This window comes from Pseudomonas sp. HMSC057H01 (assembly GCF_001836405.1).
Taxonomy (GTDB): domain Bacteria; phylum Pseudomonadota; class Gammaproteobacteria; order Pseudomonadales; family Pseudomonadaceae; genus Pseudomonas; species Pseudomonas aeruginosa.
Genome location: NZ_KV828423.1, coordinates 1 through 23,841 on the forward strand (window position 1 = coordinate 1; position 23,841 = coordinate 23,841).

A 23,841-nucleotide genomic window follows, 5' to 3' on the forward strand; every position below is an offset into this window, starting at 1 on the left:
TGCGCACATCGCCGGAAAACCGCGGCGCGCCTGACCCTCGACAGTATGTAACAAAATATTTCAGAAAAATCCGACGAGCGAAGGACCGCCCCCGAACCGGGCCGGCCCATGCGCAATCAGCCTTGCAGACGCTGCGCCAAACGCTCCTGAAGTTGTGCGAGCACTTCCGGGTCGCCCTGCTTCGCCGCATGGATGCCGAGATTCTCGCCGCTGAAGCGCGGGATGACGTGGAAATGGATGTGGAAGACCGTCTGCCCGGCAGGGGCGCCGTTGAACTGGGCGACCTGCACGCCGTCCGGCTGCACCTCCTCGACCAGGGCGCGGGTCAGGCGCTGGACCACGGCCATGACCTTGGCCAGGTTCTGCGCATCGATCTCGAGCAGGTTGCGCGCCTCGGCGTGCTTGGGAATCACCAGGGTATGCCCGTAGGACTGCGGGAACAGATCGAGGAAAGCGAGCACGTCCTCGTCTTCGTAGACCTTGTAGCAGGGAGCTTCGCCGCGAATGATCTTGGCGAAGATGTTCTGGGAATCGTAAACGCCGTGCAAACTCATGGAGGCTTTCCTTGAACGAACCGGAATAGACCTGCGCACCATACCGGCTCGCTCCCCGCTCGTCACGACGTGATGCGTCGCGCGCTCCACACACTTCGAAAGAAATTGTCACAAGCCCGTCATCACCCTTCCCTACTTTCGTAGCACTCGCCGGATGGCCCTGCCGTCTCGCACAGCCACCTCCTCAACATAGGGAAATGCGTCATGACCCCAGGTTATCCCCTCGCCCTCTCTCTTGCCGTCTCCATGGCCGTGCTCGGCAGCGCCTTGCCGGCCCAGGCGCGCCAGGACGATCCGTCGCTGTTCAACCGCCAGGCCCGTGGCGAACTCAGCGAGTACGGCGGCGCACGGCGCGTCGAGCAGGACCTGACCCAGGCCCTGAAGCAGTCGCTGTCGAAGAAGAAGGCGAAGAACGTGATCCTGCTGATCGGCGACGGCATGGGCGACTCCGAGATCACCGTGGCGCGCAACTACGCGCGCGGCGCGGGCGGCTACTTCAAGGGTATCGATGCGCTGCCGCTGACCGGCCAGTACACCCACTACTCCCTGCACAAGGACAGCGGCCTGCCGGACTACGTGACCGATTCCGCCGCCTCCGCCACCGCCTGGACCACCGGGGTCAAGTCGTACAACGGCGCAATCGGCGTGGATATCCACGAACAGCCACACCGCAACCTGCTGGAGCTGGCCAAGCTCAACGGCAAGGCCACCGGCAACGTCTCCACCGCCGAGCTGCAGGACGCCACCCCGGCCGCCCTGCTCGCCCACGTCACCGCTCGCAAGTGCTACGGCCCCGAAGCCACCAGCAAGCAGTGCCCGAGCAATGCCCTGGAGAACGGCGGCGCCGGCTCGATCACCGAGCAATGGCTGAAGACCCGCCCTGACGTGGTCCTCGGCGGCGGCGCCGCGACCTTCGCGGAAACCGCCAAGGCTGGCCGCTATGCCGGCAAGACCCTCCGCGCCCAGGCCGAGGCCCGCGGCTACCGGATCGTCGAGAACCTCGACGAGCTGAAAGCCGTGCGCCGCGCCAACCAGAAGCAGCCGCTGATCGGCCTGTTCGCGCCGGGCAACATGCCGGTGCGCTGGCTCGGTCCGACCGCCACCTACCACGGCAACCTGAACCAGCCGGCGGTGAGCTGCGAGGCGAACCCGAAGCGCACCGCCGACATCCCGACCCTGGCGCAAATGACCAGCAAGGCCATCGAGCTGCTGAAGGACAATCCGAACGGCTTCTTCCTGCAGGTCGAGGGCGCGTCCATCGACAAACAGGACCACGCCGCGAATCCGTGCGGCCAGATCGGCGAGACCGTCGACCTCGACGAAGCCGTGCAGAAGGCCCTGGCCTTCGCCAAGGCCGATGGCGAGACCCTGGTGATCGTCACCGCCGACCACGCCCACTCCAGCCAGATCATCCCGCCGGAAACCGCCGCGCCGGGGCTGACCCAACTGCTCACGACCAAGGACGGCGCGCCGCTGGCGATCAGCTACGGCAACTCCGAGGAAGGCTCCCAGGAGCACACCGGCACCCAGTTGCGCATCGCCGCCTACGGCCCGCAGGCCGCCAATGTCACCGGCCTGACCGACCAGACCGACCTGTTCTTCACCATCCGTCGCGCACTGAACCTGCGCGACTGATCGGACCAGAACGAAAAAGGCGCGCCGGTTTCGACCGGCGCGCCTTTTTCATTTCGCGCGGCATCCCTGGAACTAGCCCTCGACCTGGCTCCACTGCTTGGCCAGGCGCTTGTCCGAGACCGGCAGCCGGGTCCCCAGTTGCTGGGCGAACAACGAGACCCGGTACTCCTCCAGCATCCAGCGATACACCTGCAACTCGGCGTCGCGCTTGCCTTCCTGGGCGTGCTTGGCGAGGCGCGCCTGGTATTGCGCCCAGAGTTCGCCCAGCTCGCCGCTCCACACCCGGTCGCGCTGGACCTGGCCGGCGACCTTGTCCAGGCGCTGCTCGATGGCCTTGAGGTAACGCGGATACTCCTTCAACCACTCCAGCGGGGTGGCGCGGACGAACCCCGGATACACCAGGTTGGCCAGTTGGCCCTTGACGTCGTTCAGCGGCACGGTCATGGCCAGCTCGACCTTGCCCTTGAAGCGCTTCTGCAGGCCGTGCCAGAGCTTGAGGATATCCAGCACCAGGCGTGCCAGGCGCTCGGCGTGCTCGTTCCAGGCAGCGCGCTTGCGCTCGGCCAGCGCGGCCAGGGCGGCGCCGTCGCGCGGCAGGCCTTCGCCCTGCAGCACGCAACTGTCGAGACTGGCCAGGAGGATGTCCTCGACCAGCGCCTCGACCCGTCCCAGCTCGCGGTACAGCAGACCCATCTCGGTCTGCCCCGGCAGCTTGGCGCGCAGGTACTTGGCCGGCTCGGCCAGTTGCTGCAACAGCAGTCGTTGCAGGGCGCGGCGGTGTTGGTAGTCGGCCTCGGCCTGGGTCGGGAAGCGCCCTTCCTTGACCTCGCCCTGCTCCTCCACCAGCGCCGGGTATACCGTCATCGACAATCCGGCGACCTTCTGCTGGGCTTTCTCGGCGACGCTGGCGAAGGCCTTGGCCTCCACCGGACGCTGCTGTTCCTTGTCGGCCTGGGGTATCGCCAGGGCCGCCTGGCTGGCTTCGGCGAAACGCGCGGTGAGTTCGGCCAGGTCGCGGCCCTCGCCGAGGAACTTGCCCTGGGCGTCGACCACCTCGATGTTCATCCGCAGGTGATCGTCCAACTGCGTCGCCGCCTCGGCCCAGGCCTCATCGGCTACCCGCACGCCGGTCATGCGCTGAAGCTCGCGGCCCAGCGCCTGCGGCAGCGAACCTTCGCCGAAGGTGATGCGCTCCAGGGCGGCGCGGACGAAGTCCGGTACCGGCACGAAGCTCTTGCGGATCGCCTTCGGCAGGTTGCGCACCAGCGCCACCGCCTTGTCGTAGAGCAGGCCGGGCACCAGCCAGTCGATGCGTTCGGCCGGCAATTGCGGCAGCAGCGGCGCCGGTACCCGCACGGTGACGCCGTCGCGCGCGGTGCCGGGCTCGAACTGGTAGCTCAGCGACAGGTGCAGATCGCCCAGGCGCAGGCGATCCGGGTACTGCGCCGCAGTGACTTCGCTGGCTTCGCGGGCCAGCACGTCTTCCTCGCGCATCAGCAGCAGGTCCGGCTGGTTCTGCCGCTCGCGGGCGTACCATTTCTCGAAACTGGCGGTCTGGTAGATGTCCGCCGGCAGGCGCGCGTCGTAATAGGCGAACAGGGTTTCCTCGTCGGCCAGGATGTCGCGCCGGCGTGCCTTGGCTTCCAGCTCGTCGAGCTTTTCCAGCAACTGCCGGTTGGCGCTCAGGCACCTGGCGCGGCTGTTGATCTCGCCGCGCACCAGGCCTTCGCGGATGAACAGCTCGCGCGCCACCGGCGGGTCGATCGGACCATAGTGCACCGGACGTCGACCGATGACGATGAGGCCGTAGAGGGTGACCTGCTCGAACGCCACCACCTGGCCGCGACGCTTCTCCCAGTGCGGCTCGAAGTGGTTGGTCTTGATCAGGTGCCCGGCCAGCGGCTCCAGCCAGTCCGGCTCGATCTTCGCGACCATTCGGGCGAACAGCTTGGTGGTCTCCACCAGTTCCGCGGCCATGATCCATTGCGGGCGCTTGCGAGCGATGCCGCTGGACGGATGGATCCAGAAACGTCGCTGGCGAGCGCCGAGGTAGTCGCCTTCCTCGGCCTTCTGCCCGATCTGGCTGAGCAGGCCGGACAGGATCGCTTTGTGGACCGCCGCGTAATCGATCCCCGGTACCTCGCGTTCGTTGTCGGCCGACGCGCCTTTCTTCGCCTCCGGCTTGCGCGCCTCGGCCTTGGCCGGACGCCCGAACGGCAGCTTCAGTTCGCGGCAGATCAGGGTCAGTTGGCGGTGGGCGTCGCGCCACTCACGCAGGCGCAGGTAGTTGAGGAAGTTCTTCCGGCACCAGCTGCGCAGGGCGTTGGAGCCCAGCGCCTGGCGCTGTTCCTCGAAGCCACGCCAGAGATTGATCAGCGCGGCGAAGTCGGAATCCGGATCCTTCCATTGCGCGTGCGCCTGGTCGGCGGCCTGCTGCCGCTCCACCGGACGCTCGCGCGGGTCCTGCACGGACAGCGCGCTGGCCACCGTCAACACTTCCTCGAGGCTACCCTGCTGGGCCGCCTCCAGCAGCATGCGGCCCAGCCTCGGGTCGATCGGCAGGCGCGCCAGTTGGCGCCCCAGCGGGGTCAGCTGGCCTTCGCGGTTGACCGCCGACAGTTCCTGCAGAAGGGTGAAGCCGTCCTTGATCGCCTTGCCGTCCGGCGGCTCGATGAAGGGGAACGCCTCGATGTCGCCGAGGCGCAGGTGCAGCATCTGCAGGATCACCGCGGCCAGGTTGGTGCGGAGGATTTCCGGGTCGGTGAAGGCCGGACGCGCGTTGAAGTCCTCCTCGCTGTAGAGGCGCACGCATATGCCCGGCTCGACCCGTCCGCAACGGCCCTTGCGCTGGTTGGCGCTGGCCTGCGACACCGCCTCGATGGGCAGCCGCTGGACCTTGGCGCGGTAGCTGTAGCGGCTGATCCGCGCGGTGCCGCTGTCGATCACGTAACGGATGCCCGGCACCGTCAGCGAGGTTTCCGCGACGTTGGTGGACAGCACGATCTTGCGTCCCGGGCGCGGCTGGAAGATCTTCTGCTGCTCGGCCGGGGTCAGTCGCGCGTACAGCGGCAGCACCTCGGTGTGGCGCAGGTTGGCCTTGCGCAGCATCTCCGCGGCGTCGCGGATCTCCCGCTCGCCGGGGAGGAACACCAGCACGTCGCCGGGCCGCTTGCCGACCTCGCGTTCGTGGGCGGCGATCTCGTCGAGGGCGGCGAGGATGCCCTGGTCCACCGACAGGTCGTCCTCGACCCGGTTGCCCTCCTCGTCGGTTTCCGCCGCCAGCGGCCGGTACCAGGTCTCCACCGGATAGGTGCGGCCGGAAACCTCGATCACCGGGGCGCCGTCGAAATGCCGGGAGAAACGCTCCAGGTCGATGGTCGCCGAGGTGATGATCAGCTTCAGGTCCGGACGCCGGTGCAACAGGGTCTTCAGGTAGCCGAGGAGGAAGTCGATGTTCAGGCTGCGCTCGTGGGCTTCGTCGACGATCAGCGTGTCGTAGCGCTCCAGGTAGCGGTCGTGCTGGGTCTCGGCCAGGAGGATGCCGTCGGTCATCAGCTTGACCAGGGTGCTGTCGTCGCTCTGGTCCTCGAAGCGCACCTGGTAGCCGACCAGCGCGCCCAGCGGCGTGCCGATCTCTTCCGCGACCCGCGTCGCCACGCTGCGCGCCGCCAGCCGACGCGGCTGGGTATGGCCGATCAGGCCGTGGATGCCGCGCCCCAGCTCCAGGCAGATCTTCGGCAACTGGGTGGTCTTGCCCGAGCCGGTCTCGCCGGCGATCACCACCACCTGGTGGGCGGCGATGGCGGCCTTGATCTCGTCGCGCTTGGCGGCGATCGGCAGGCTGTCGTCGTAGCGGATCGCCGGCACGCTGGCGCGCCGCGCCTCGACCTTGGCGCAGGAGGCCTGGAAGCGCTCGACCCACTGCGCCAGGCGCGCGTCGTCGGGCTGCTTGCGCAGTTCGTGGAGCTGCCGGCGCAAGCGGTGGCGGTCGCTGATCTGGGCCTGGTCGAGGCGCCGGACGAGTTGGTCGAGGGAAGGAGTCTGGTCGGTCATCTAGGCTTTTCGAATGCTGTGAGCGTGCCGCAGTCGCGGAGGACGGGAAGAAGCTCCGGCCACTGCCGAGGCGAAAAATATTCGGAATTGTCGCAGATTTGAGCGGAAGAGGACGAATCCCGGTTAACGCTCGCTGCCGCGATACGGCCGACGCTGCTGGTGGGCGATGGCCCTCTCAGCGCCCCAGTCGCTTGAGCACCTCGGCCAACGGCAGCGCATCGGCGGTGCCCGCCCGGCAGTCGGCGAGGCGATCCTCGGCCACTCGCAGCCATTGGCGCTCCACCTCGGGGCCGGCGCGATGCAGCAATGCCTGGATCAGTTCCAGACACCGGCTGATCGGCAGACGGCGTATTTCTTCGGCCAGGGCAGGATCGAGGCGGGCCATGGGGGTTTCCTCCGGCAGGTGATGCGCTGCAGGCACGTCCGCACAGGCCCGCTCACCCCGCAACCGACTGCCAGCAACGAAGAAGCCCCGCATTGGCGGGGCTTCTTCAGGCAACGGCGGACTTACTTCTGGCCCGCTTTCTTCAGCTCTTCGTCGCGCAGTTCGCGGCGCAGGATCTTGCCGACGTTGGTGGTCGGCAGGCTGTCACGGAACTCCACGGCCTTCGGCCGCTTGTAGCCGGTCAGGTTGTCATGCATGTGCTGCATGACCTGTTCCTTGGTCAGGGTCGCCCCCGGCTTGACCACCACGAAGACCTTGATCGACTCGCCGGACTTCTCGTCGGGGATGCCGATCGCGGCACACTGCAGGACGCCCGGCAGGGTCGCCAGCACGTCTTCCAGCTCGTTCGGGTAAACATTGAAGCCGGAGACCAGGATCATGTCCTTCTTCCGGTCGACGATGCGCATGTAGCCGTCTTCCTGGATGATCGCGATATCGCCGGTCTTCAGCCAACCATCGGCGTCGAGGATCTCGTCGGTGGCTTCCTGGCGCTGCCAGTAGCCCTTCATCACCTGCGGGCCTTTCACGCAGAGTTCGCCGCGCTCGCCCAGGGGCACTTCCTGGCCGTCGTCGCCGATCACCTTGCACAGGGTCGAGGGCACCGGAATACCGATGGTGCCGACCTGGATGTTCTGGAACGGGTTGACCGATACCACCGGCGCGGTCTCGGTCATGCCGTAGCCTTCGCAGATGGCGCAGCCGGTGACTTCCTTCCAGCGCTCCGCGGTGGCCAGCTGCAGTGCCATGCCGCCGGAGAGGGTCAGTTTCAGCGCGGAGAAGTCCAGCTTGCGGAAGGTCTCGTTGTTGCACAGGGCGACGAACAGGGTGTTCAGGCCGACGAAGCCGGTGAACTTCCACTGGCCGAGGTCCTTGAGCATCGACGGCAGGTCGCGCGGGTTGGTGATCAGGATGTTGTGGTTGCCGGTGAGCATCATCGCCATGCAATGGAAGGTGAAGGCATAGATGTGGTACAGCGGCAGCGGCGCGATGAGGATCTCGCAGCCCTCGTTGAGGTTGGCGCCCATCAGCGCCTTGCACTGCAACATGTTGGCCACCAGGTTGCGGTGGGTCAGCATGGCGCCCTTGGCGACCCCGGTGGTGCCGCCGGTGTATTGCAGCACGGCGACGTCGTCGGCCTGCGGCGCGGCTTCCTGGAACGACTTGCCGGCGCCCCTGGCCAGCGCGTCGGTCAGATTGGTGGCTTGCGGCAGGCTGTAGGCCGGCACCATCTTCTTGATGTGCTTGACCACGAAGTTGACGATGAAGCGCTTCAGCGGCGGCAGGATGTCGCCGACTTCGGTGACGATCACCTGCTTGACGCCGGTCTTCGGCAGTACGCCCTCGACCAGGTGGGCCATGTTGGCCAGGCAGACCACCGCCTTGGCGCCGGAGTCGTTGAACTGGTGTTCCAGTTCGCGCGCGGTGTACAGCGGGTTGGTGTTGACCACGATGAGGCCGGCGCGCATGGCGCCGAAGACCACGATCGGGTATTGCAGGACGTTGGGCAACTGGACGGCGATGCGGTCGCCGGGCTTGAGATCGGTGTGCTGCTGCAGGTAGGCGGCGAAGTCGCCGGACAGCTTGTACAGCTCGCCGTAGGTCAGGGTCTTGCCCAGGTTGGTGAACGCGGGCTTGGTGGCAAAACGTTGGCAGGACTCCTTCAGTACCGACAGGATGTTCGGGTACTGGTCGGGATTGATCTCGGCAGCAATACCCGCTGGGTACTTGTCCTTCCAGAAGTTTTCGATCATGGAAGCCCACTCCTAAGCAACAGCTAATCTTCACCGCTCATGGCGGCATCTTGTTGTGATCTGCTCGCTAACCCTGGACCCAGGGCTATTAGGCGCGCCGAGATTATCAGCTTTGCCAGAGGCAGACCAGCACCAAACATGACCTATTCGGTCAAAAAAATGACCGAGACATTAGTCTCGGTCACGGTCTTTCCTGTCCCCGGCAAATGCCCGTTTCAGAGCCTTGTAAGGCTATCAGGCGATTTCGCGCAGCTCACGACGGAGGATTTTACCCACAGGCGTCATCGGTAATGCATCCTTGAGCACAATCTGTCGCGGAATTTTGTATCCGGTGAGGTTTTCCTTGCAGTAGGCCTTGAGCTCCTCGACCGACAGGCTGGGGTCGCGGGCCACCACGAACAGCTTCACCGCCTCGCCGGACTTCTCGTCGGGAATGCCCACCGCCGCGCAACTGGCCACCTTCGGATGGGCCATCACCACGTCTTCGATCTCGTTGGGGTAGACATTGAAGCCAGAGACCAGGATCAGGTCCTTCTTGCGATCGACGATACGCACGAAGCCGTCCTCGTCGATCACCGCGATGTCGCCGGTCTTCAGCCAGCCTTCGGCATCGAGAATCTCCTCGGTGGCCTCGGGACGCTGCCAGTACCCCTTCATCACTTGCGGACCTTTCACACAGAGTTCGCCACGTTCGCCGACAGGCAGCTCGTTGCCCTGCTCGTCGATCACCTTGAGCGCCGTGCCCACGACCGGAATCCCCACCGTGCCCAGGCGCGCCTGCTCGCCGTAGGGGTTGGTGGTCACCACCGGCGAGCATTCGGTGAGGCCATAGCCTTCCACCACGGTGCAGCCGGTGACACCCTTCCAGCGCTCGGCGGTGGCGCTGACCAGTGCAGTGCCGCCGGAGTTGGTGAGCTTCAGGTTGGAGAAATCGACGTCCTTGAACCCGGGATGCTCCATCAGCGCGACGAACAGGGTGTTGAGGCCGAGCAGCGCGGAGAAACGCCACTTCTTCAGTTCCTTGACGAAACCGGGGATGTCGCGCGGGTTGGTGATCAGCACGTTATGGTTGCCGCTGACCATCATGCACATGCAGTTCGCGGTGAAGGCATAGATGTGGTAGAGCGGCAGCGGCGCGATCATCACCTCCTGCGCCTCCTTCATCAGCGGCAGGCCATCCTTGCCGAGCTGGGAAAGCTGGGCGTGGACCTGCAGCATGTTCGCCACCAGGTTGCCGTGGGTGAGCATCGCCCCCTTCGAGACCCCGGTGGTGCCGCCGGTGTACTGCAACACGGCGACATCCTCCAGGCCGACCCTGACCGGCTGCAGGGCATGGCCCTGGCCTTGCTTCAAGGCCTGCCTGAACGGCAGCGCCTGGGGCAAGCGATAATCGGGGACCATCTTCTTCACCGACTTCACCACGCTGTTCACCAGCCAACCCTTCAGCGCCGGCAACAGGTCGCCCATGCGCGCCTCGATCAGGTACTCGATCCGCGTATCCGGGAGCACTTCCTCGACCAGCTTGCCGAACACGTTCAGGTAGACCAGCGCACGCACGCCGGCGTCCTTGAACTGGTGGCGCATTTCGCGGGCGGTGTACAGCGGATTGGTGTTGACCACCACCAGCCCCGCGCGCAAGGCGCCGAACACCGCGATGGGATATTGCAGGACATTGGGCATCTGCACCGCGATGCGGTCGCCGGGCTGGAGATCGGTCTGTTTCTGCAGGTAGGCGGCGAAGGCGGCGGACAGACGATCGAGTTCGGCGTAGCTGAGCGTCACGCCGAGATTGCTGAAGGCCGGGCGGTCGGCGAATTTCTTGCAGGAGCGCTCGAAGACCTCGACCACGGAACGGTAGGCGGCGAAGTCGAGACTGTCGGGTACGCCGGCCGGGCGTTTGTCGTTCCAGAATTCAGGTTGCATTTATTCTTGTCCTCTTACCTGAGCGGGTCTGGCCCGCGTGTGCGGGGTATCGGGCAACTTAGCAGTTGCATCGGACAGCGCAAATACTCCTCCTGCCCTTATTGATAGTGTGAATCTCCAGCCTGTCGCTCTTCGCCGCCCGCCATTCCAGAGCGGCCCGTGCCCAAGGGTGGCGCTTTTCCGGGACGAAACCGCGCACGCTGCTAGAATGCGCCGGAACGCGTCCGCCCGGCACAAGGAACGAACATGCCCGCCGCTGCCTACTGGCTCCCCGCCAGCGACGAAACCCCGCTGTACACCCGCCACTGGCCGAGCGCAACGGCCGTCGGCGCGGTGATGCTGTCCCACGGCATGGCCGAGCACGCCGGTCGCTACGAGCGTCTCGCCGCCGCGCTGAACGCTGCCGGCTACCACTTCTATGCGATCGACCAGCGCGGCCACGGCCGGACCGCCGAAGCCGACGAGCTGGGCCACTTCGCCGACCAGGGCGGCTGGGGCAAGGTGGTCGGCGACCTGGCCAGCCTGAACCACCATATCCGCCAGCAGCACCCGGAACTGCCGATCTTCCTGCTGGGCCACAGCATGGGCAGCTACATCTCCATGGCCTACCTGCTGCACCACAGCTGCAGCCTGCAAGGGGCGATCCTTTCCGGCTCCAACTACCAGCCGCAAGCGCTCTACCGGGTCGCCCGCCTGATCGCCCGCTTCGAGCGCTGGCGCCAGGGGCCGCTGGGCAAGAGCGCGCTGATCGACTTCCTCTCGTTCGGCTCGTTCAACAAGGCGTTCAAGCCCAATCGCACGGCCTTCGACTGGCTCAGTCGCGATCCGCAGGAAGTCGACAGGTACGTGGCCGACCCGCTGTGCGGCTTCCGCTGCAGCAACCAGTTGTGGGTGGACCTGCTCGGCGGCCTGGCCGATATCACCCCGCCCACCCACCTGCGGCAGATCGATGCCGGCCTGCCGCTGCTGGTCATCGGCGGCGAACGCGACCCGGTCAGCCAGGGCAGGCGCCTGGGCGACCTGGCCGACGCCCTGCGCGGCGCCGGGCTGCGCCAGGTGACCCTGAAGACCTATCCCGAGGCCCGTCACGAGCTGTTCAACGAGAGCAACCGCGACGCGGTCACCCAAGACCTGATCGACTGGCTGGAACAGGCCCTGCGCCACCGCCGGGATCATTCGACAAAGGAGAGAACATGAGCCAGGTCCAGAACATTCCCTACGCCGAGCTAGAGGTCGGGCAAAAGGCCGAGTACACCAGCAGCATCGCCGAGCGCGACCTGCAGTTGTTCGCCGCAGTCTCCGGCGACCGCAACCCGGTGCACCTGGACGCCGCCTACGCGGCCACCACCCAGTTCAAGGAACGCATCGCCCACGGCATGCTCAGCGGCGCCCTGATCAGCGCGGCGATCGCCACCGTGCTGCCCGGCCCAGGCACCATCTATCTCGGCCAGACCCTGCGCTTCACCCGTCCGGTCAAGCTCGGCGACGACCTGAAGGTCGAACTGGAAGTCCTCGAGAAGCTGCCGAAGAACCGCGTGCGCATGGCCACGCGGGTGTTCAACCAGGCAGGCAAGCAGGTGGTCGACGGCGAAGCGGAGATCATGGCGCCGGAAGAGAAGCTCAGCGTCGAGCTGGCCGAACTGCCGCCGATCAGCATCGGCTGAGCAGCCTTCCCTGCCGTCGGGCCATCCGGCCCGGCGGACTTGCCGGGCCGCCGCGCGCTGCTCTACCCTGTCCGCTGTCTCACCTCAATCACCAGGGATAACCGAAGGCACTCCACCGCCCGAAACCCCTTACCGGGAATCGGAGCCGCCATGGACCTTCGCTTGCTGTTGCTATCCCTGACCACCTTCGCCGCCGGCCTGGCGGAAAGCATCCTGATCGGCATCCTGCCGCCCCTGGCCGAAGACCTGCGGGTCTCCATCAGCCTGGCCGGCCAGCTCACTACCCTGTTCTCCCTCGGCTTCGCCCTCGCCGCACCGCTGCTCGGCTGGCTGACCCGGCGCATCGAACGCCGCCGCCTGCTGCTGGCGACCCTGCTGCTGTTCGCCCTCAGCAACGCGCTCGCCGCCCTCGCTCCGGGCTATCTCGGCCTGCTCCTGGCTCGCCTGGGCATGTCGGCCTGTTGCGGGCTGCTGATCGTCCTCGCCAGCCTGCTCGCCGCCGAGCTGGCCGCCCCGGCCCAGCGCGGCCGGGCGATCGGCCTGATCTTCATGGGCATCAGCGGTTCGCTGGTGTTCGGCGTGCCACTGGGCGTACAGATCAGCGACTGGTTCGGCTGGCGCTGGATCTTCGCCGGCATCGCGGTCTATTCGCTGCCCTTGTGCCTGCTGCTCTGGCGCTACCTGCCGCAACGCCAGGCCGGCGACCTGCCCGGCCGCGAAGGCTATCTGCGGCAGTTGCGCCAGCCCGCGCTGTGGCTCGCGCAACTGGTATCGATCCTGTTGCTCGGCGGGCACTTCACCCTGTTCGCCTATTTCACCCCGTACCTGGCGAGCATGGCCGGTATTCGCTCGCCCGGCGAGATCAGCCTGATCCTCCTGCTGATCGGCCTGGCAGCGCTGAGCGGCGGCTATATCGGCGGCTGGCTGGCCGACCGCCTCGGCCACCGGCGCGCCCTGCGTCTGGTGCCGGCGGCCTTCGCCCTGGCGCTGGCGGCGGTGCCGCTGAGCCTGGGCAGCATTGGGTTCCTGCCGGTACTGATGGTCTGGAGCGCGATCAGTTGGATGATCTCGCCGGTGGTGCAGAGCTTCCTGCTGCGCAGCGATCCGGCCAGCGGTTCCGCCGGCGTCGCCCTGAACACCTCGGCCATGCACCTGGGCGTGGGCCTCGGCGCGGCGCTGGGCGGCCTGGTGGTGGCGGCACTGGGAGTCGCCGCGACGCCCTGGGTCGGCCTCGCCCTGGTGCTGGCGGCACTGGCCTGCGCGCTTGGCGCCAGCACGCTGGATGGCGCCACGCAAGCGCTGCCGCTCAGTCCCCCTGCACGGTGACGCTGGCGGTCATCCCGGCGCTCAGGTGGACATCCGCCGGCACCTGGTCGAGGCGGATGCGCACCGGAATGCGCTGCGCCAGGCGCACCCAGTTGAAGGTCGGCTCGACATTGGCCAGCAACTGGCCGTCCGGCGTCGAGTTGCGGTCGGTGATACCGCTGCTGATGCTCTCCACCGTGCCGTCGATCGGCTGATCGCCGCTCATCAGGCGGACCTGGGCGCGCATGCCGACGCGGATGCCGGGCAGCTTGGTTTCCTCGAAGTAGGCGACCACATAGAAGGACTGCTGGTCGACCAGCGCCATCACCGCCTGGCCCGCCGTGGCGTAGTTGCCCTGGGCCAGGCGCAGGTTGGTCACCTGTCCGTTGCGCGCAGCGCGCAGTTCGCTGCGCTTGAGGTTGAGTTCGGCGATCTTCACCTGGGCCAGTGCTTCCTGGTACTCGCTGCGAGCGATGGCGGCATTGATCTGGGCGTTTTCCTTGTCCTCGGCGCTGATCGCGCCGATGCCCAGGCGGCTGCGCCGGGCCGCCTCGTTCTGGCGCAACAGGTATTGCTGGTGACGGGTCTCGGCGACGGCGCGGGCCTGCTCCAGGTTGGCCTGGTAGCGTTCCTGGTCGATGCGCATCAGCACGTCGCCGACCTTGACCACCTGGTTGTCCTTGACTTCCAGGTCGGTCACCCAGCCGGACACGTCCGGCGCCACCACCACCACGTCGGCCCGCACCCGGGCATCGCGGGTCCAGGGCGAGAGCATGTAGTAGCGCCAGAGCCAGATGCCGGCGAGGACGGCGGCAGCGACCACCAGCAGGGTGACGACGACGCGAAGCGATGCACGCATGCGAATCTCCTTCTCGGGGCGACGGATTCAGGTCGTGGCCGCCCAGGTAATGCCACTCAACATCAAAATGAACAGGGCGCAGTCGAACAGCGCCTCGTGCCAGACCCAGCGACGCAACGGCGTTTTCTGGATCAGCACCCGCAGCGCGGCGGTGGCCGCCAGCGCCAGCAGGGCATAGACGAACAGCGGGCTGAGGTAGACGCCGCCCCAGGCCGACTCATGCAGACTCATGGCTTTCCTCCTGATGGCACCACTGCTGCCAGGTGAACAGCAGTTGCGCCAGGGCCGCGCGCGCCAGGCGGCTGGCTTCGTCGTCGTGGCGAGCGTCGCGCTCCAGGGCTTCGCGCAACGGCAGGCTGATCCGTTCCAGGCGGTCGCTGCGCGGCCCCGCGGGACCGGCCTCAAGCAGTTCGCCCAGTTCCCCGAGGAAGCGGTCGCGCGCCTTGCGCAGGACGCCACGGGCGCCTTCCAGGCAGGCCCGCAGGTGGATCAGTTCGTTACCCAGGTCGAGCGCCAGGAGGCCATCGTCCCAACGCCGCCGCTCCTGCTCCGGCAACAGGTTGGCGTGCCGCGCCAGGCGCAACAGGCGGTCGGCCATGCGCCCGCCGAACCAGTTCTCCGCCTGCGCCAGCGGGCGCCGGGTGAGGCGGCCGAGGTCGACGCAGGTGGCGTCCAGCAGGCGTCGGGTCAGCCAGCCCGGACGCAAGGTCAGCAAGCGGAAGATCACCACCGCGAAGCCGACTCCGATCAGCACGCCCTGGGCGGAATTCAGCAGGGTCGCGAGGTCGTAGTCCATCTGGTTGCGCGGCGCGACCAGGACGATGAAGTGGATCGCGAACGAGGTGGCGGTGCCGGCGGTGACCGGTACGGCCATGCCCAGGGTGGCGAAGAACAGCGGCACGCCCATCGCCAGGCAGAGCAGCGGGAAGCCATTCCACTGCGGCAGCAGCCACTGGCTGACCAGCATCGCCGCCGGGATCGCGTAGACGATGCCGCGCAGGAAGCTCAGGCCGATGGCCACCGCGTTGTCGCGGTTGGCGAACAGGCTGCACACCACCGCCGCCAGCAGCATCGCGCCGGACGCCGCCGGCCACGCGGTATAGATCCAGTAGACCGACAGCCCGAGCAACGCCAGGGCGCTACGCGCGCCGTAGAACAGCGCCATCTGCAGGTCGCGGTGCCAGGACAGGGTGCCGGCGCTGCCCACCCGCCCCTCGACCTCGCCGCTGGCCACCGCGCGCATGCCCTTCTCGGCATTCACCGCCTTGAGCAGCAGCACCGAGCAGCGGGTCAGCAGGTAACGCTGGTCGTTGCTCCACTGCGGCTCGACCGCGACCTGCGCCAACTCCTCGCGCAGCGCCTGCATCGACGCCGGATCGGTTCCTTCCAGGGCGCTGGCCAGCGCGGCCAGCCAGCGCTCCACCTGGCGCTCATCCTCGTCGCTCAGCCGCGCCCGTTGCCGGGCCACGCCGCGCGCGGTGCGCAACAGGCTGAGCAGGTCGCGCGAGAGCAACGCCAGGGCGCCGGCCCGGCGCCGCCCGCGCTCGCCCTCGAACCAGGCATGGTCGCGCTGCGCATCGACCTCGACGATCTTGCTCAGCGCGTTGAGCAGCCCCTGCGGCTGCCGCTGGCGCGGGTCGATCTCGCCGCGCGCGGCCTGCATGCCCAGCAGCCAGGTGGCGTGGGCCTGCTTGTCGAGGTTCTGCTCGACCCGCTGCGGCCAGAGGATCGCACTGACCGCCGAGGCGCAGATGATCCCCAGGCAGATCTCGGTACAACGCGCCACCGCCTGCTCGAAGACCAGCAGCGGCTGGTCCACCGCTGGCAGGCCAATGATCGCCACGGTATAGCCGGAAAGTACGAAGGCATAGGAAACGTGGTTGCGCAGGGAGGTCGAGGCCGCCGTGCAGAGCCCCAGCCAGAGCGAGATGGCCAGCAGGAACAACCAGGGCGCCTGGGCGAACAGCGCGATCATCAGCACCGACATCGCGGTGCCGACCAGGGTGCCGAGCAGGCGGAACAAGCCCTTCGCCACCACCATGCCGGACAACGGCTGGGACACGATCAGCACGGTCATCAGCGCCCATTGCGGCTGCTCCAGGTCGAAGCGAAAGGCGCACCACAACGCCAGGCCGCCGGCCAGGAGCGTCTTGATGGCGAACTTGAGCGCCAGCGTCGAGGGTGCCAGGAACGGCTTCCAGTGAATGGGCACAGGGTCTTCCGAAACGGGGTCTACATCAGCATAGATAGCCGGCGAACGCCGAGGCGATATGTGCAGCCTATATTATTAGGTTGCTAACAATATCGTCCAGCGACATTCGTAGTATCCCGATCGCTGCGCCGGTGTTTTTCCAGGCGCAAAAAAACGGGCGACCGAAGTCGCCCTAAGTGCCTTGCGTGCTCTGTGTATCCGGGAGGATCAGCCTTTGCGGCTATGGGAATCCTTCCAGATGAAGTAACCGACCCCACCGAAGAAAGCGACCATGAGGCCTACCGTAAGAATCCCTGCGAGAACCACTTCGTCGATGAACATGTTGATGGCCTCCAGTTGCCGGTTGGGTGTTGCTCGATGGGCTCAGATTAGCGAGGCGCGGCGGCGCAATATTGACCTGGATCAATCGCCCGGACGGGCTTTTTCGGCCAGGTGCATGACACTGACCCAGGTCAAGTTTCGCAGGAGGGAGAATGCGGTCGGACGCCGCAGATAACCGGGAGAAACCTGCCCGATCGCCGCACGTTGCCCGCAGGAATGCGCCGCCGGCGAACGCGGCGGCGGAGGCTTCAGCGCTTCTTCGGCTTGCCTTTCGGCTTCTTCCGCGGCTTGCCCAGCGGCAACACCTGTTCGAAGGCCTTGCGGACCTCCTGCAGGCGCTTCTCGTGCACGTCGTGGATGCGCTTGTCGCGCTCGGCGCTGAGGTCGATCACCTTGTCGTCGTCGTTCATGGCTGGGGATACACCAGGCGGAAGGTCAGGTTCAAACGGGGCATGCAGGAGCGGCGGGTCTTCGCCACCTGATGTTGCCAATGATGCTGGGTTGCGCCGCGCATGACCAGCAGGCTGCCATGGGTCAGTTCCAGGGAATGGGCGATGCGGGTCTGGCCCTTGCGCCGCAGGTCGAAGCGGCGGCTGCCGCCGAGACTGAGCGAGGCGACCAGCGGATCGCGGCGCAGCTCTGGCTCGTCGTCGCTGTGCCAGCCCATGGAGTCCTGGCCGTCGCGGTAGTAGTTCAGCAGCACGCCGTTGACCCGCTGGCCGATCTCGCGCTCCACGCGCTCGCGGATCTCGCCGAGCAACGCGGTCCATGGCAGCGGCCGGTGGACCTGGCCGGAATAACGGTAGGCGGCTTCCGGGTCACCGTACCAGGCCACCAGGCGCGGGGTCGGGTGCTCCTCGCCATGGATGCGCAGGATCGGCTGTTCCCAGGGCGTTTCCTGTTCCAGGCGCAACAGCCAGGCGCTCGCCAGCGGCGCATCCAGCCAATGCGGGAGATAGCGCAGGTCGGCGTCCGGCAGGGTCAGGGGTGCGTCGGCGAACAGGTCCATGGGCCGCAGGTTACTACGCCGCAAGGCCGCTGCTGAAGCCTGGAAAACCAGGGTTACACTTCGATGTCGATCAATTGTCCCTTGCGCGGCGGCTCGTCCGCCTGGGCGCTCTCCCCCGCCTCGTCAGCCGGCGCCTCGTCCCCCTCGTCGCTCCGCGCGTGCGCCTCGCCGCCCTGGCGGCGCTGGCGACGGCGGTATTCCTCTTCCAGCCAGCTTTCCTCGTCGCGCTCCTGGCGCAAGGCGACGCCATCGCTGCCCGCGCCAGCCTGGGTCGGCGCGACCGGCGGCGTGGCCGGACGGGGCTTGGGCGGGTCCTGCTGGACGGTGACCGGGATCAGGCCCTGGGGGATCGGCGGAAGCATGCAGGCAACCTCTCTGGGTAGTGCCGCGTCATGGGTTCTCGCAGCGTGCCGGTTTGCGGCGTTCTTCTACAAGGGTTATCGGTCGACCCGCCGCTCGACTTGAGAACCAGCCGCCAGGCGGTCGCTCCCGTACCGACGGACGGCTCTCCGACGAAGCCCTGGCGCAACACGCAATCCATCGCCAAGCGTCGCTCAACGCCACGCGTTGCGGTACCATACCCGGCTTTTTTGGGAGGTGGACATGGCGCAGTATCAACCGGGGCAACGCTGGATCAGCGACAGTGAAGCGGAATTGGGCCTGGGGACCATCCTGGCCCAGGATGGCCGCCTGCTCACCGTGCTCTATCCGGCGACCGGCGATACCCGCCAGTACGCCTTGCGCAATGCGCCGCTGACCCGCGTGCGCTTCGCCCCCGGCGATGAAGTGACGCACTTCGAAGGCTGGAAGATGACCGTCCGCGAGGTCGAGGAAAGCGAGGGCCTATTGGTGTACCACGGCCTCACCGCGCAGAACGAGCAGCGCACCCTGCCGGAAACCCAGCTCTCCAACTTCATCCAGTTCCGCCTCGCCAGCGACCGTCTGTTCGCCGGACAGATCGATCCCCTGCCCTGGTTCTCCCTGCGCTACCACACTCTCGAACGCCGCAGCCAACTGCTCCAGTCCTCGCTCTGGGGCCTCGGCGGCGCCCGCGCCCAGCCGATCGCCCACCAGTTGCACATCGCCCGCGAAGTCGCCGACCGCATGGCGCCGCGCGTCCTGCTGGCCGACGAAGTGGGCCTGGGCAAGACCATCGAGGCCGGCCTGATCATCCATCGCCAGTTGCTTTCCGGCCGCGCCGGGCGGGTGCTGATCCTGGTTCCGGAAAACCTCCAGCACCAGTGGCTGGTGGAGATGCGCCGGCGCTTCAACCTGCAGGTGGCCCTGTTCGACAAGGAGCGCTTCGCCGAAAGCGATGCCAGCAATCCCTTCGAGGACACCCAGTTGGCCCTGGTCGCCCTGGAGTGGCTGAAGGAAGACGAACGCGCCCAGGACGCCCTGTTCGCCGCCGGCTGGGACCTGCTGGTGGTCGACGAAGCCCACCACCTGGTCTGGCACCAGGACCAGGTCAGCGCCGAATACGCGCTGGTCGAGCAACTGGCGGAGATCATTCCCGGCGTCCTGTTGCTCACCGCGACCCCGGAGCAACTCGGCCAGGACAGCCACTTCGCGCGCCTGCGCCTGCTCGATCCGAATCGTTTCCACGACCTCGAAGCGTTCCGCCGGGAGAGCGAGCAATATCGTCCGGTCGCCGAAGCGGTGCAGGAACTGCTCGACCACGGCAGTCTTTCCGCCGGCGCGCGCAAGGCCATCCACGGCTTCCTCGGCAGCGAGGGCGACGAGCTGCTGGCCAGCGTCGAGGGCGGCGATGAAGAAGCTCGCTCGCGCCTGGTCCGCGAACTGCTCGACCGCCACGGCACCGGCCGCGTGCTGTTCCGCAACACCCGTGCCGCCGTGCAGGGCTTCCCCCAGCGCGAACTGCACGCCTATCCGTTGCCGATGCCGAGCCAGTACGAGGAATTGCCGGCCGGCGAACACCCGGACCTGTATCCGGAAGTGAATTTCCAGCAGCAGTGGGAAGACGGCGACGACAACAACCGCTGGTGGCGCTTCGACCCGCGCGTCGAGTGGCTGATCGATACCCTGAAGATGCTCAAGCAGTTCAAGGTCCTGGTCATCTGTGCCCACGCCGAGACGGCCCTCGACCTGGAAGACGCCCTGCGCCTGCGTTCGGGCATCTCCGCCACGGTGTTCCACGAAGGCATGAGCATTCTCGAGCGCGACCGCGCCGCCGCCTACTTCGCCGACGAAGAGTTCGGCGCCCAGGTGCTGATCTGCTCGGAAATCGGCAGCGAAGGCCGCAACTTCCAGTTCGCCCACCATCTGGTGCTGTTCGACCTGCCGGCCCACCCGGACCTGCTCGAGCAGCGCATCGGCCGCCTCGACCGGATCGGCCAGCGACACACCATCCAGTTGCACGTACCGCACCTGGAGAACAGCGCCCAGCAGCGCCTGTTCCAGTGGTATAACCAGGCGCTGAACGCCTTCCTCAATACCTGCCCCACCGGCAACGCCCTGCAACACGAGTTCGGCCCGCGCCTGCTGCCGCTGCTCGACGGCGGCGAGGACAAGGCCTGGGACGCGCTGCTCGCCGAAGGCCGCGCCCGTCGCGAAGCCCTCGAAGCGGAGCTGCACAGCGGTCGCGACCGCCTGCTGGAGCTGAACTCCGGCGGCGCCGGCGAAGGCGAGGCGCTGGTGGAGGCCATCGAGGAACAGGACGACGACTTCGCCCTGCCGATCTACATGGAGCGCCTGTTCGACGCCTACGGCATCCACAGCGAAGACCATTCGGAAAATGCCCTGATCCTCAAGCCAAGCGAGAAGATGCTCGACGCCGGCTTCCCCCTCGGCGACGACGAAGGCGTGACCATCACCTACGACCGTGCCCAGGCGCTGGCCCGCGAGGACATGCAGTTCCTCACCTGGGAACATCCGATGGTTCAGGGCGGCATGGACCTGGTGCTGTCCGGCTCGATGGGCAACACCTCGGTGGCGCTGATCAAGAACAAGGCGCTGAAGCCCGGCACCGTGCTGCTCGAACTCCTGTTCGTCAGCGAAGCCGTGGCACCGCGCGCCCTCCAGCTCGGCCGCTGGCTGCCGCCGCAGGCCCTGCGCTGCCTGCTCGACGCCAACGGCAACGACCTGGCCGGCCGGGTGTCCCTGGAAACCCTCAACGACCAGCTGGAAAGCGTGCCACGGGTCAGCGCCAACAAGTTCGTCCAGGCCCAGCGCGATGTGCTGGCCAAGCAGTTCGACGTGGCCGAGGGCAAGATCGTCCCGCGCCACGAGGAACGCGTGGCCAGGGCCAAGCAGCAGTTCGCCGCCGCCATGGACGAGGAACTGGCGCGCCTGACCGCGCTCAAGGCGGTCAACCCGAGCGTCCGCGACAGCGAGCTGGACAGCCTGCGCACCCAGCGCGAGGAAGGCCTGGCCCTGCTCGACAAGGCCTCCCTGCGCCTCGAGGCGATCCGCATCCTGGTCGCCGGCTGACGCCCGGCAACGGCTGCGCGAAACGAGAAGCCATGGGCATCCCCCATGGCTTCTTTCATTTCATTTCCAGCGAAGGCCGCAACGGCGAATGGCCGCGCGGCGACCGTTCGCCCCGTTCCCCGGCCCCCGCCGGGCCGCGAGCCAGGCGTCGCAGCGGAATCGCGACGGTCGCCCTGCGACTTATTGACCTCCGGCAAAGGTCCGCCGGCCGCGAGGGTCTACAGTGTCCTTGAAGTTTCAAGAACGCCCGGCGGGCGGACACTCACTCTGGAGGGACACCTTATGTACGATCGCATTCTGGTAGCCGTGGACGGCAGCCCGGTCTCCGACCGCGCCCTGGAAGAGGCCATCAAGCTGGCCGGCCTCAGCGGCGGCAAGCTGCGCGTCATCACCATCGTCGACAGCCCGCTGCGCCACCTTCCCGACTACGCGGTGTACTACAACCCCGAGCCGCTGCGCGAAGCCGCGCTGAAAGCCGCCGATGACGTCCTGGCCAAGGCCCGCGAGAAGGTCGAGGCGAGCAACGTCGAAGGCGCCACCTTCGATCGCGTCTGCCAGGAGCGCGCCAGCGAGGAAATCGCCGAGCGCATCGAGCTCGAGGCCCAGGCCAGCGATGCCGACGTGGTGGTCATGGGCACCCATGGTCGTCGCGGCATGCGCCGCCTGATGCTCGGCAGCGTGGCGGAAGGCCTGATCCGCGTGGCTTCGCGTCCGGTCCTGCTGGTCCGCGACAAATAAGGCGAAAGCCGACGAAAAAGGCCGTGGGGGGAATCCTCCACGGCCTTTTTTCTTTCAGCCCCCGTCGCTCACTGGGCTGCCCTGGGCGCGCGGCAACTGGCGAAGATGTCCAGCGCCGGCTGGTACAACGAAGTCTGTACGTCCAGCAGGCCGAGAACCGAGTGGAACAGGTTGTCGTGGCTCAGGTCCTTGTCGTCGCGCTTGCCGTCCAGGCAACTGCGCTGGATGCCCCAGTTGCCCAGCGCCTGCGGGGCGAACCACATGACCATCGGCACGTGGATCTGCGCCTGGGGCGCGATCGAATAGGGCGCCGCGTGCAGGTAGACGCCATTCTCGCCCAGCGACTCGCCGTGGTCGGACACGTAGATCATCGCCGTATCGCGCTTGTCGGCATTCCGCTTGAGCAATTCGATCACCTTCGTCAGGAAGTGGTCGGTATAGAGGATGGTGTTGTCGTAGACGTTCACCAGCTCTTCCTTGCTGCAACTGCCGAGCTGGTTGGTCCGGCATACCGGCTGGAAGCGCTCCATCTCCTTCGGGTAGCGCTCGTAGTACTCGGGACCGTGGCTGCCATCGGAGTGCAGGACGATGATGGCGTCGTCCTGCAACCCGTCGATGTACTCCTGCAGGCCTACCAGCAGCGACTCGTCCAGGCAGTTCTTGCCGTCGCAGAACGGACTCGGCTGGGTCTTCGGGATGTCCCGGTTGGGCACCCGCAGGCAGGTGCCCTTGCAGTCGCTGTTGTTCTCCAGCCACAACACCTGCACGCCGGCACGCTGGAGAATGTCCAGCAGGCCTTCGTGGGTCTTGGCCTTCTTGTCGCTGTAGTCCTCGCGCGGGTACTGGGAGAACATGCAGGGCACCGAGACCGCGGTGGAAGTGCCGCAGGAACGGACCTGGGTGAAGTTGACGATGTCCTGCTTGCTCAGCTCCGGGTTGGTCTCGCGGGCGTAGCCGTTCAGCGAGAAATGGTCGGCACGGGCGGTCTCGCCGACCACGAACACCAGCAGCGATTTCTTCTGTCGCTGCAGCGCAGCCGGCGCCTGGCGGGCGTCCAGGCCGATCGGCTCGACCACCAGGTGCTCCTTGATCACCAGGCGCTGCTTGGCGTACTTGCCCACCGCGTAGATGTAGTTGGTCGGGTTGATGAAGTGGGTCAGCTTGTCTTCCTCGCGGAAGATCGGCGCGTAGGTGGAATAGAAGCTGCCTACCATTACCGCGACGATCAGCAGGCAGCCGAGCAGCGTCAGGATCTTGTTCAGCAGGCCGCGGAAGAACGGCCGGTAGCGTACCGGCCAGAGCCAGATCAGCAGCGAAGGCAGGACACCGAGCAACAGCAGATAGCCGAGCAGGGTTGGGTTGACCAGGTCGCCGGCCTCGGTGGCGTTGGTCTCGAAGACGTTCTGCACCATCACCGTGTCGATGCTGATGCCGTAGCTACCCATGAAGTAGGTCGCGCCGGCCGAGCACAGGGCGACCAGGGTCAAGGCCGGCTTGAGCAGCGGGCGGAAGGAAACCAGGGTCAGCAGGAGCGTGAAGGCGGCCCACAGGAACGCCGCGAACGAAGCGAAGAACGCGAAGCCCTTCAAGCCTTGCAGCGGCACCAGGCCATGCAGGGCCTTCCAGGTCGCCGCGTTGTAGAACACCACCAGAACCAGCGCGAACAGCATCACCAGCCGGGTCGAACCGATAGCCGGCAAGAAACGCTTGATACCCCCACCCATTGAAGCAACTCCTGAAACGTAACGGACCGCCGCCACCCCCGTGGCGGGGCGCCCGAACTCTATCGGGCGCCTGGTCAAAATTTCGTGAAGCCTCGCGAGCCCTCGCGGGCGCAGCGATCATGCCCGTGGCGATGGAGCCGGAACAAGCTCAGCTATGCCTTTTCTCCCTGGGAAGATGCCGAAACCGGCCGTATGTCG

General features: G+C 66.7%; 19 protein-coding genes. 6 read left to right on the forward strand and 13 right to left on the reverse strand.

The window, feature by feature from the left end; translation table 11 throughout:
• Window positions 1–116 precede the first annotated feature (116 nt).
• A complete protein-coding gene (locus HMPREF2581_RS08015; protein WP_003105490.1) occupies window positions 117–554 on the reverse strand; it encodes an HIT family protein in 438 nt (145 codons plus the stop codon).
• Window positions 555–758: 204 nt separating this feature from the next.
• On the opposite strand from HMPREF2581_RS08015, the gene phoA reads away from it, so the two are divergent.
• Window positions 759–2,189, forward strand: coding sequence for an alkaline phosphatase (gene phoA / locus HMPREF2581_RS08020; protein ID WP_003112133.1), 1,431 nt, complete (start codon window positions 759–761; stop codon window positions 2,187–2,189).
• Window positions 2,190–2,261: 72 nt separating this feature from the next.
• Here phoA and hrpA read toward each other — a convergent pair whose 3' ends face one another.
• The 4 genes from hrpA to fadD2 all read right to left on the reverse strand — a co-directional run bounded on the left by hrpA (window position 2,262) and on the right by fadD2 (window position 10,361).
• Complete coding sequence (gene hrpA / locus HMPREF2581_RS08025; RefSeq protein WP_003138298.1) at window positions 2,262–6,242, reverse strand: ATP-dependent RNA helicase HrpA; 3,981 nt, start codon at window positions 6,240–6,242, stop codon at window positions 2,262–2,264.
• Window positions 6,243–6,417: 175 nt separating this feature from the next.
• On the reverse strand, window positions 6,418–6,627 hold the full coding sequence (locus HMPREF2581_RS08030; RefSeq protein ID WP_016254261.1) for an addiction module protein: 210 nt from the start codon (window positions 6,625–6,627) through the stop codon (window positions 6,418–6,420).
• Window positions 6,628–6,749: 122 nt separating this feature from the next.
• The gene (gene fadD1 / locus HMPREF2581_RS08035) at window positions 6,750–8,438 is read right to left on the reverse strand and encodes a long-chain-fatty-acid--CoA ligase FadD1 (RefSeq protein WP_003138294.1); all 1,689 of its coding nucleotides are present in this window, start codon (window positions 8,436–8,438) and stop codon (window positions 6,750–6,752) included.
• Between the two features lie 234 nt (window positions 8,439–8,672).
• Window positions 8,673–10,361 (reverse strand): long-chain-fatty-acid--CoA ligase FadD2, encoded by a 1,689-nt coding sequence (gene fadD2, locus HMPREF2581_RS08040; protein ID WP_003091644.1) that lies wholly within the window; start codon window positions 10,359–10,361, stop codon window positions 8,673–8,675.
• Between the two features lie 246 nt (window positions 10,362–10,607).
• Here fadD2 and HMPREF2581_RS08045 point away from each other — a divergent pair, with 246 nt between their 5' ends.
• The 3 genes from HMPREF2581_RS08045 to HMPREF2581_RS08055 all read left to right on the forward strand — a co-directional run bounded on the left by HMPREF2581_RS08045 (window position 10,608) and on the right by HMPREF2581_RS08055 (window position 13,351).
• Window positions 10,608–11,558, forward strand: a complete 951-nt coding sequence (locus tag HMPREF2581_RS08045) for an alpha/beta hydrolase (RefSeq protein WP_003138291.1) — start codon at window positions 10,608–10,610, stop codon at window positions 11,556–11,558.
• Window positions 11,555–12,025, forward strand: coding sequence for a MaoC family dehydratase (locus HMPREF2581_RS08050; protein ID WP_003091647.1), 471 nt, complete (start codon window positions 11,555–11,557; stop codon window positions 12,023–12,025). The genes HMPREF2581_RS08045 and HMPREF2581_RS08050 overlap by 4 nt, the downstream gene beginning before the upstream one ends.
• A gap of 150 nt (window positions 12,026–12,175) precedes the next feature.
• Window positions 12,176–13,351, forward strand: coding sequence for an MFS transporter (locus HMPREF2581_RS08055; RefSeq protein WP_003130346.1), 1,176 nt, complete (start codon window positions 12,176–12,178; stop codon window positions 13,349–13,351).
• On the opposite strand, the gene HMPREF2581_RS08060 is transcribed toward HMPREF2581_RS08055, so the two are convergent.
• The 7 genes from HMPREF2581_RS08060 to HMPREF2581_RS08080 all read right to left on the reverse strand — a co-directional run bounded on the left by HMPREF2581_RS08060 (window position 13,332) and on the right by HMPREF2581_RS08080 (window position 18,093).
• Window positions 13,332–14,189 (reverse strand): efflux RND transporter periplasmic adaptor subunit, encoded by an 858-nt coding sequence (locus HMPREF2581_RS08060; RefSeq protein ID WP_003091654.1) that lies wholly within the window; start codon window positions 14,187–14,189, stop codon window positions 13,332–13,334. The genes HMPREF2581_RS08055 and HMPREF2581_RS08060 overlap by 20 nt on opposite strands.
• A 27-nt stretch (window positions 14,190–14,216) precedes the next feature.
• Window positions 14,217–14,420 (reverse strand): DUF1656 domain-containing protein, encoded by a 204-nt coding sequence (locus HMPREF2581_RS08065; protein ID WP_003091655.1) that lies wholly within the window; start codon window positions 14,418–14,420, stop codon window positions 14,217–14,219.
• The gene (locus tag HMPREF2581_RS08070; protein ID WP_003138290.1) at window positions 14,407–16,401 is read right to left on the reverse strand and encodes an FUSC family protein; all 1,995 of its coding nucleotides are present in this window, start codon (window positions 16,399–16,401) and stop codon (window positions 14,407–14,409) included. The genes HMPREF2581_RS08065 and HMPREF2581_RS08070 overlap by 14 nt, the downstream gene beginning before the upstream one ends.
• A 207-nt stretch (window positions 16,402–16,608) precedes the next feature.
• The gene (ccoM, locus tag HMPREF2581_RS33725) at window positions 16,609–16,722 is read right to left on the reverse strand and encodes a cytochrome c oxidase subunit CcoM (RefSeq protein ID WP_003091657.1); all 114 of its coding nucleotides are present in this window, start codon (window positions 16,720–16,722) and stop codon (window positions 16,609–16,611) included.
• Window positions 16,723–16,970: 248 nt separating this feature from the next.
• Entirely contained in the window at window positions 16,971–17,132 is a 162-nt protein-coding gene (locus HMPREF2581_RS33140; RefSeq protein ID WP_003091659.1) for a hypothetical protein, read from the reverse strand.
• Window positions 17,129–17,731 carry an alpha-ketoglutarate-dependent dioxygenase AlkB family protein gene (locus HMPREF2581_RS08075; RefSeq protein ID WP_003138289.1) on the reverse strand — a complete coding sequence of 201 codons (603 nt, stop codon included), beginning with the start codon at window positions 17,729–17,731 and terminating at the stop codon, window positions 17,129–17,131. The genes HMPREF2581_RS33140 and HMPREF2581_RS08075 overlap by 4 nt, the downstream gene beginning before the upstream one ends.
• Before the next feature lie 53 nt (window positions 17,732–17,784).
• Window positions 17,785–18,093 (reverse strand): hypothetical protein, encoded by a 309-nt coding sequence (locus HMPREF2581_RS08080; RefSeq protein WP_003122428.1) that lies wholly within the window; start codon window positions 18,091–18,093, stop codon window positions 17,785–17,787.
• 235 nt (window positions 18,094–18,328) lie between these two features.
• Between HMPREF2581_RS08080 and rapA the strand changes: the two genes are divergently transcribed.
• Window positions 18,329–21,181, forward strand: a complete 2,853-nt coding sequence (gene rapA, locus HMPREF2581_RS08085; RefSeq protein WP_003138288.1) for an RNA polymerase-associated protein RapA — start codon at window positions 18,329–18,331, stop codon at window positions 21,179–21,181.
• Window positions 21,182–21,463: 282 nt separating this feature from the next.
• On the forward strand, window positions 21,464–21,919 hold the full coding sequence (locus HMPREF2581_RS08090) for a universal stress protein (protein WP_003091672.1): 456 nt from the start codon (window positions 21,464–21,466) through the stop codon (window positions 21,917–21,919).
• 68 nt (window positions 21,920–21,987) lie between these two features.
• Here the strand turns inward: HMPREF2581_RS08090 and HMPREF2581_RS08095 are convergent, their stop codons facing one another.
• Window positions 21,988–23,643 carry a phosphoethanolamine transferase gene (locus HMPREF2581_RS08095; RefSeq protein WP_003091675.1) on the reverse strand — a complete coding sequence of 552 codons (1,656 nt, stop codon included), beginning with the start codon at window positions 23,641–23,643 and terminating at the stop codon, window positions 21,988–21,990.
• Window positions 23,644–23,841: the final 198 nt, after the last annotated feature.

Excerpts from the sequence above, each read along its gene's own strand:
- HMPREF2581_RS08015 (WP_003105490.1), bottom strand. The coding sequence starts at position 554 with ATGAGTTTGCACGGCGTTTACGATTCCCAGAACATCTTCGCCAAGATC.
- phoA (WP_003112133.1), top strand. The coding sequence starts at position 759 with ATGACCCCAGGTTATCCCCTCGCCCTCTCTCTTGCCGTCTCCATGGCC.
- hrpA (WP_003138298.1), bottom strand. The coding sequence starts at position 6,242 with ATGACCGACCAGACTCCTTCCCTCGACCAACTCGTCCGGCGCCTCGAC.
- HMPREF2581_RS08030 (WP_016254261.1), bottom strand. The coding sequence starts at position 6,627 with ATGGCCCGCCTCGATCCTGCCCTGGCCGAAGAAATACGCCGTCTGCCG.
- fadD1 (WP_003138294.1), bottom strand. The coding sequence starts at position 8,438 with ATGATCGAAAACTTCTGGAAGGACAAGTACCCAGCGGGTATTGCTGCC.
- fadD2 (WP_003091644.1), bottom strand. The coding sequence starts at position 10,361 with ATGCAACCTGAATTCTGGAACGACAAACGCCCGGCCGGCGTACCCGAC.
- HMPREF2581_RS08045 (WP_003138291.1), top strand. The coding sequence starts at position 10,608 with ATGCCCGCCGCTGCCTACTGGCTCCCCGCCAGCGACGAAACCCCGCTG.
- HMPREF2581_RS08050 (WP_003091647.1), top strand. The coding sequence starts at position 11,555 with ATGAGCCAGGTCCAGAACATTCCCTACGCCGAGCTAGAGGTCGGGCAA.
- HMPREF2581_RS08055 (WP_003130346.1), top strand. The coding sequence starts at position 12,176 with ATGGACCTTCGCTTGCTGTTGCTATCCCTGACCACCTTCGCCGCCGGC.
- HMPREF2581_RS08060 (WP_003091654.1), bottom strand. The coding sequence starts at position 14,189 with ATGCGTGCATCGCTTCGCGTCGTCGTCACCCTGCTGGTGGTCGCTGCC.
- HMPREF2581_RS08065 (WP_003091655.1), bottom strand. The coding sequence starts at position 14,420 with ATGAGTCTGCATGAGTCGGCCTGGGGCGGCGTCTACCTCAGCCCGCTG.
- ccoM (WP_003091657.1), bottom strand. The coding sequence starts at position 16,722 with ATGTTCATCGACGAAGTGGTTCTCGCAGGGATTCTTACGGTAGGCCTC.
- HMPREF2581_RS33140 (WP_003091659.1), bottom strand. The coding sequence starts at position 17,132 with ATGAACGACGACGACAAGGTGATCGACCTCAGCGCCGAGCGCGACAAG.
- HMPREF2581_RS08075 (WP_003138289.1), bottom strand. The coding sequence starts at position 17,731 with ATGGACCTGTTCGCCGACGCACCCCTGACCCTGCCGGACGCCGACCTG.
- HMPREF2581_RS08080 (WP_003122428.1), bottom strand. The coding sequence starts at position 18,093 with ATGCTTCCGCCGATCCCCCAGGGCCTGATCCCGGTCACCGTCCAGCAG.
- HMPREF2581_RS08090 (WP_003091672.1), top strand. The coding sequence starts at position 21,464 with ATGTACGATCGCATTCTGGTAGCCGTGGACGGCAGCCCGGTCTCCGAC.
- HMPREF2581_RS08095 (WP_003091675.1), bottom strand. The coding sequence starts at position 23,643 with ATGGGTGGGGGTATCAAGCGTTTCTTGCCGGCTATCGGTTCGACCCGG.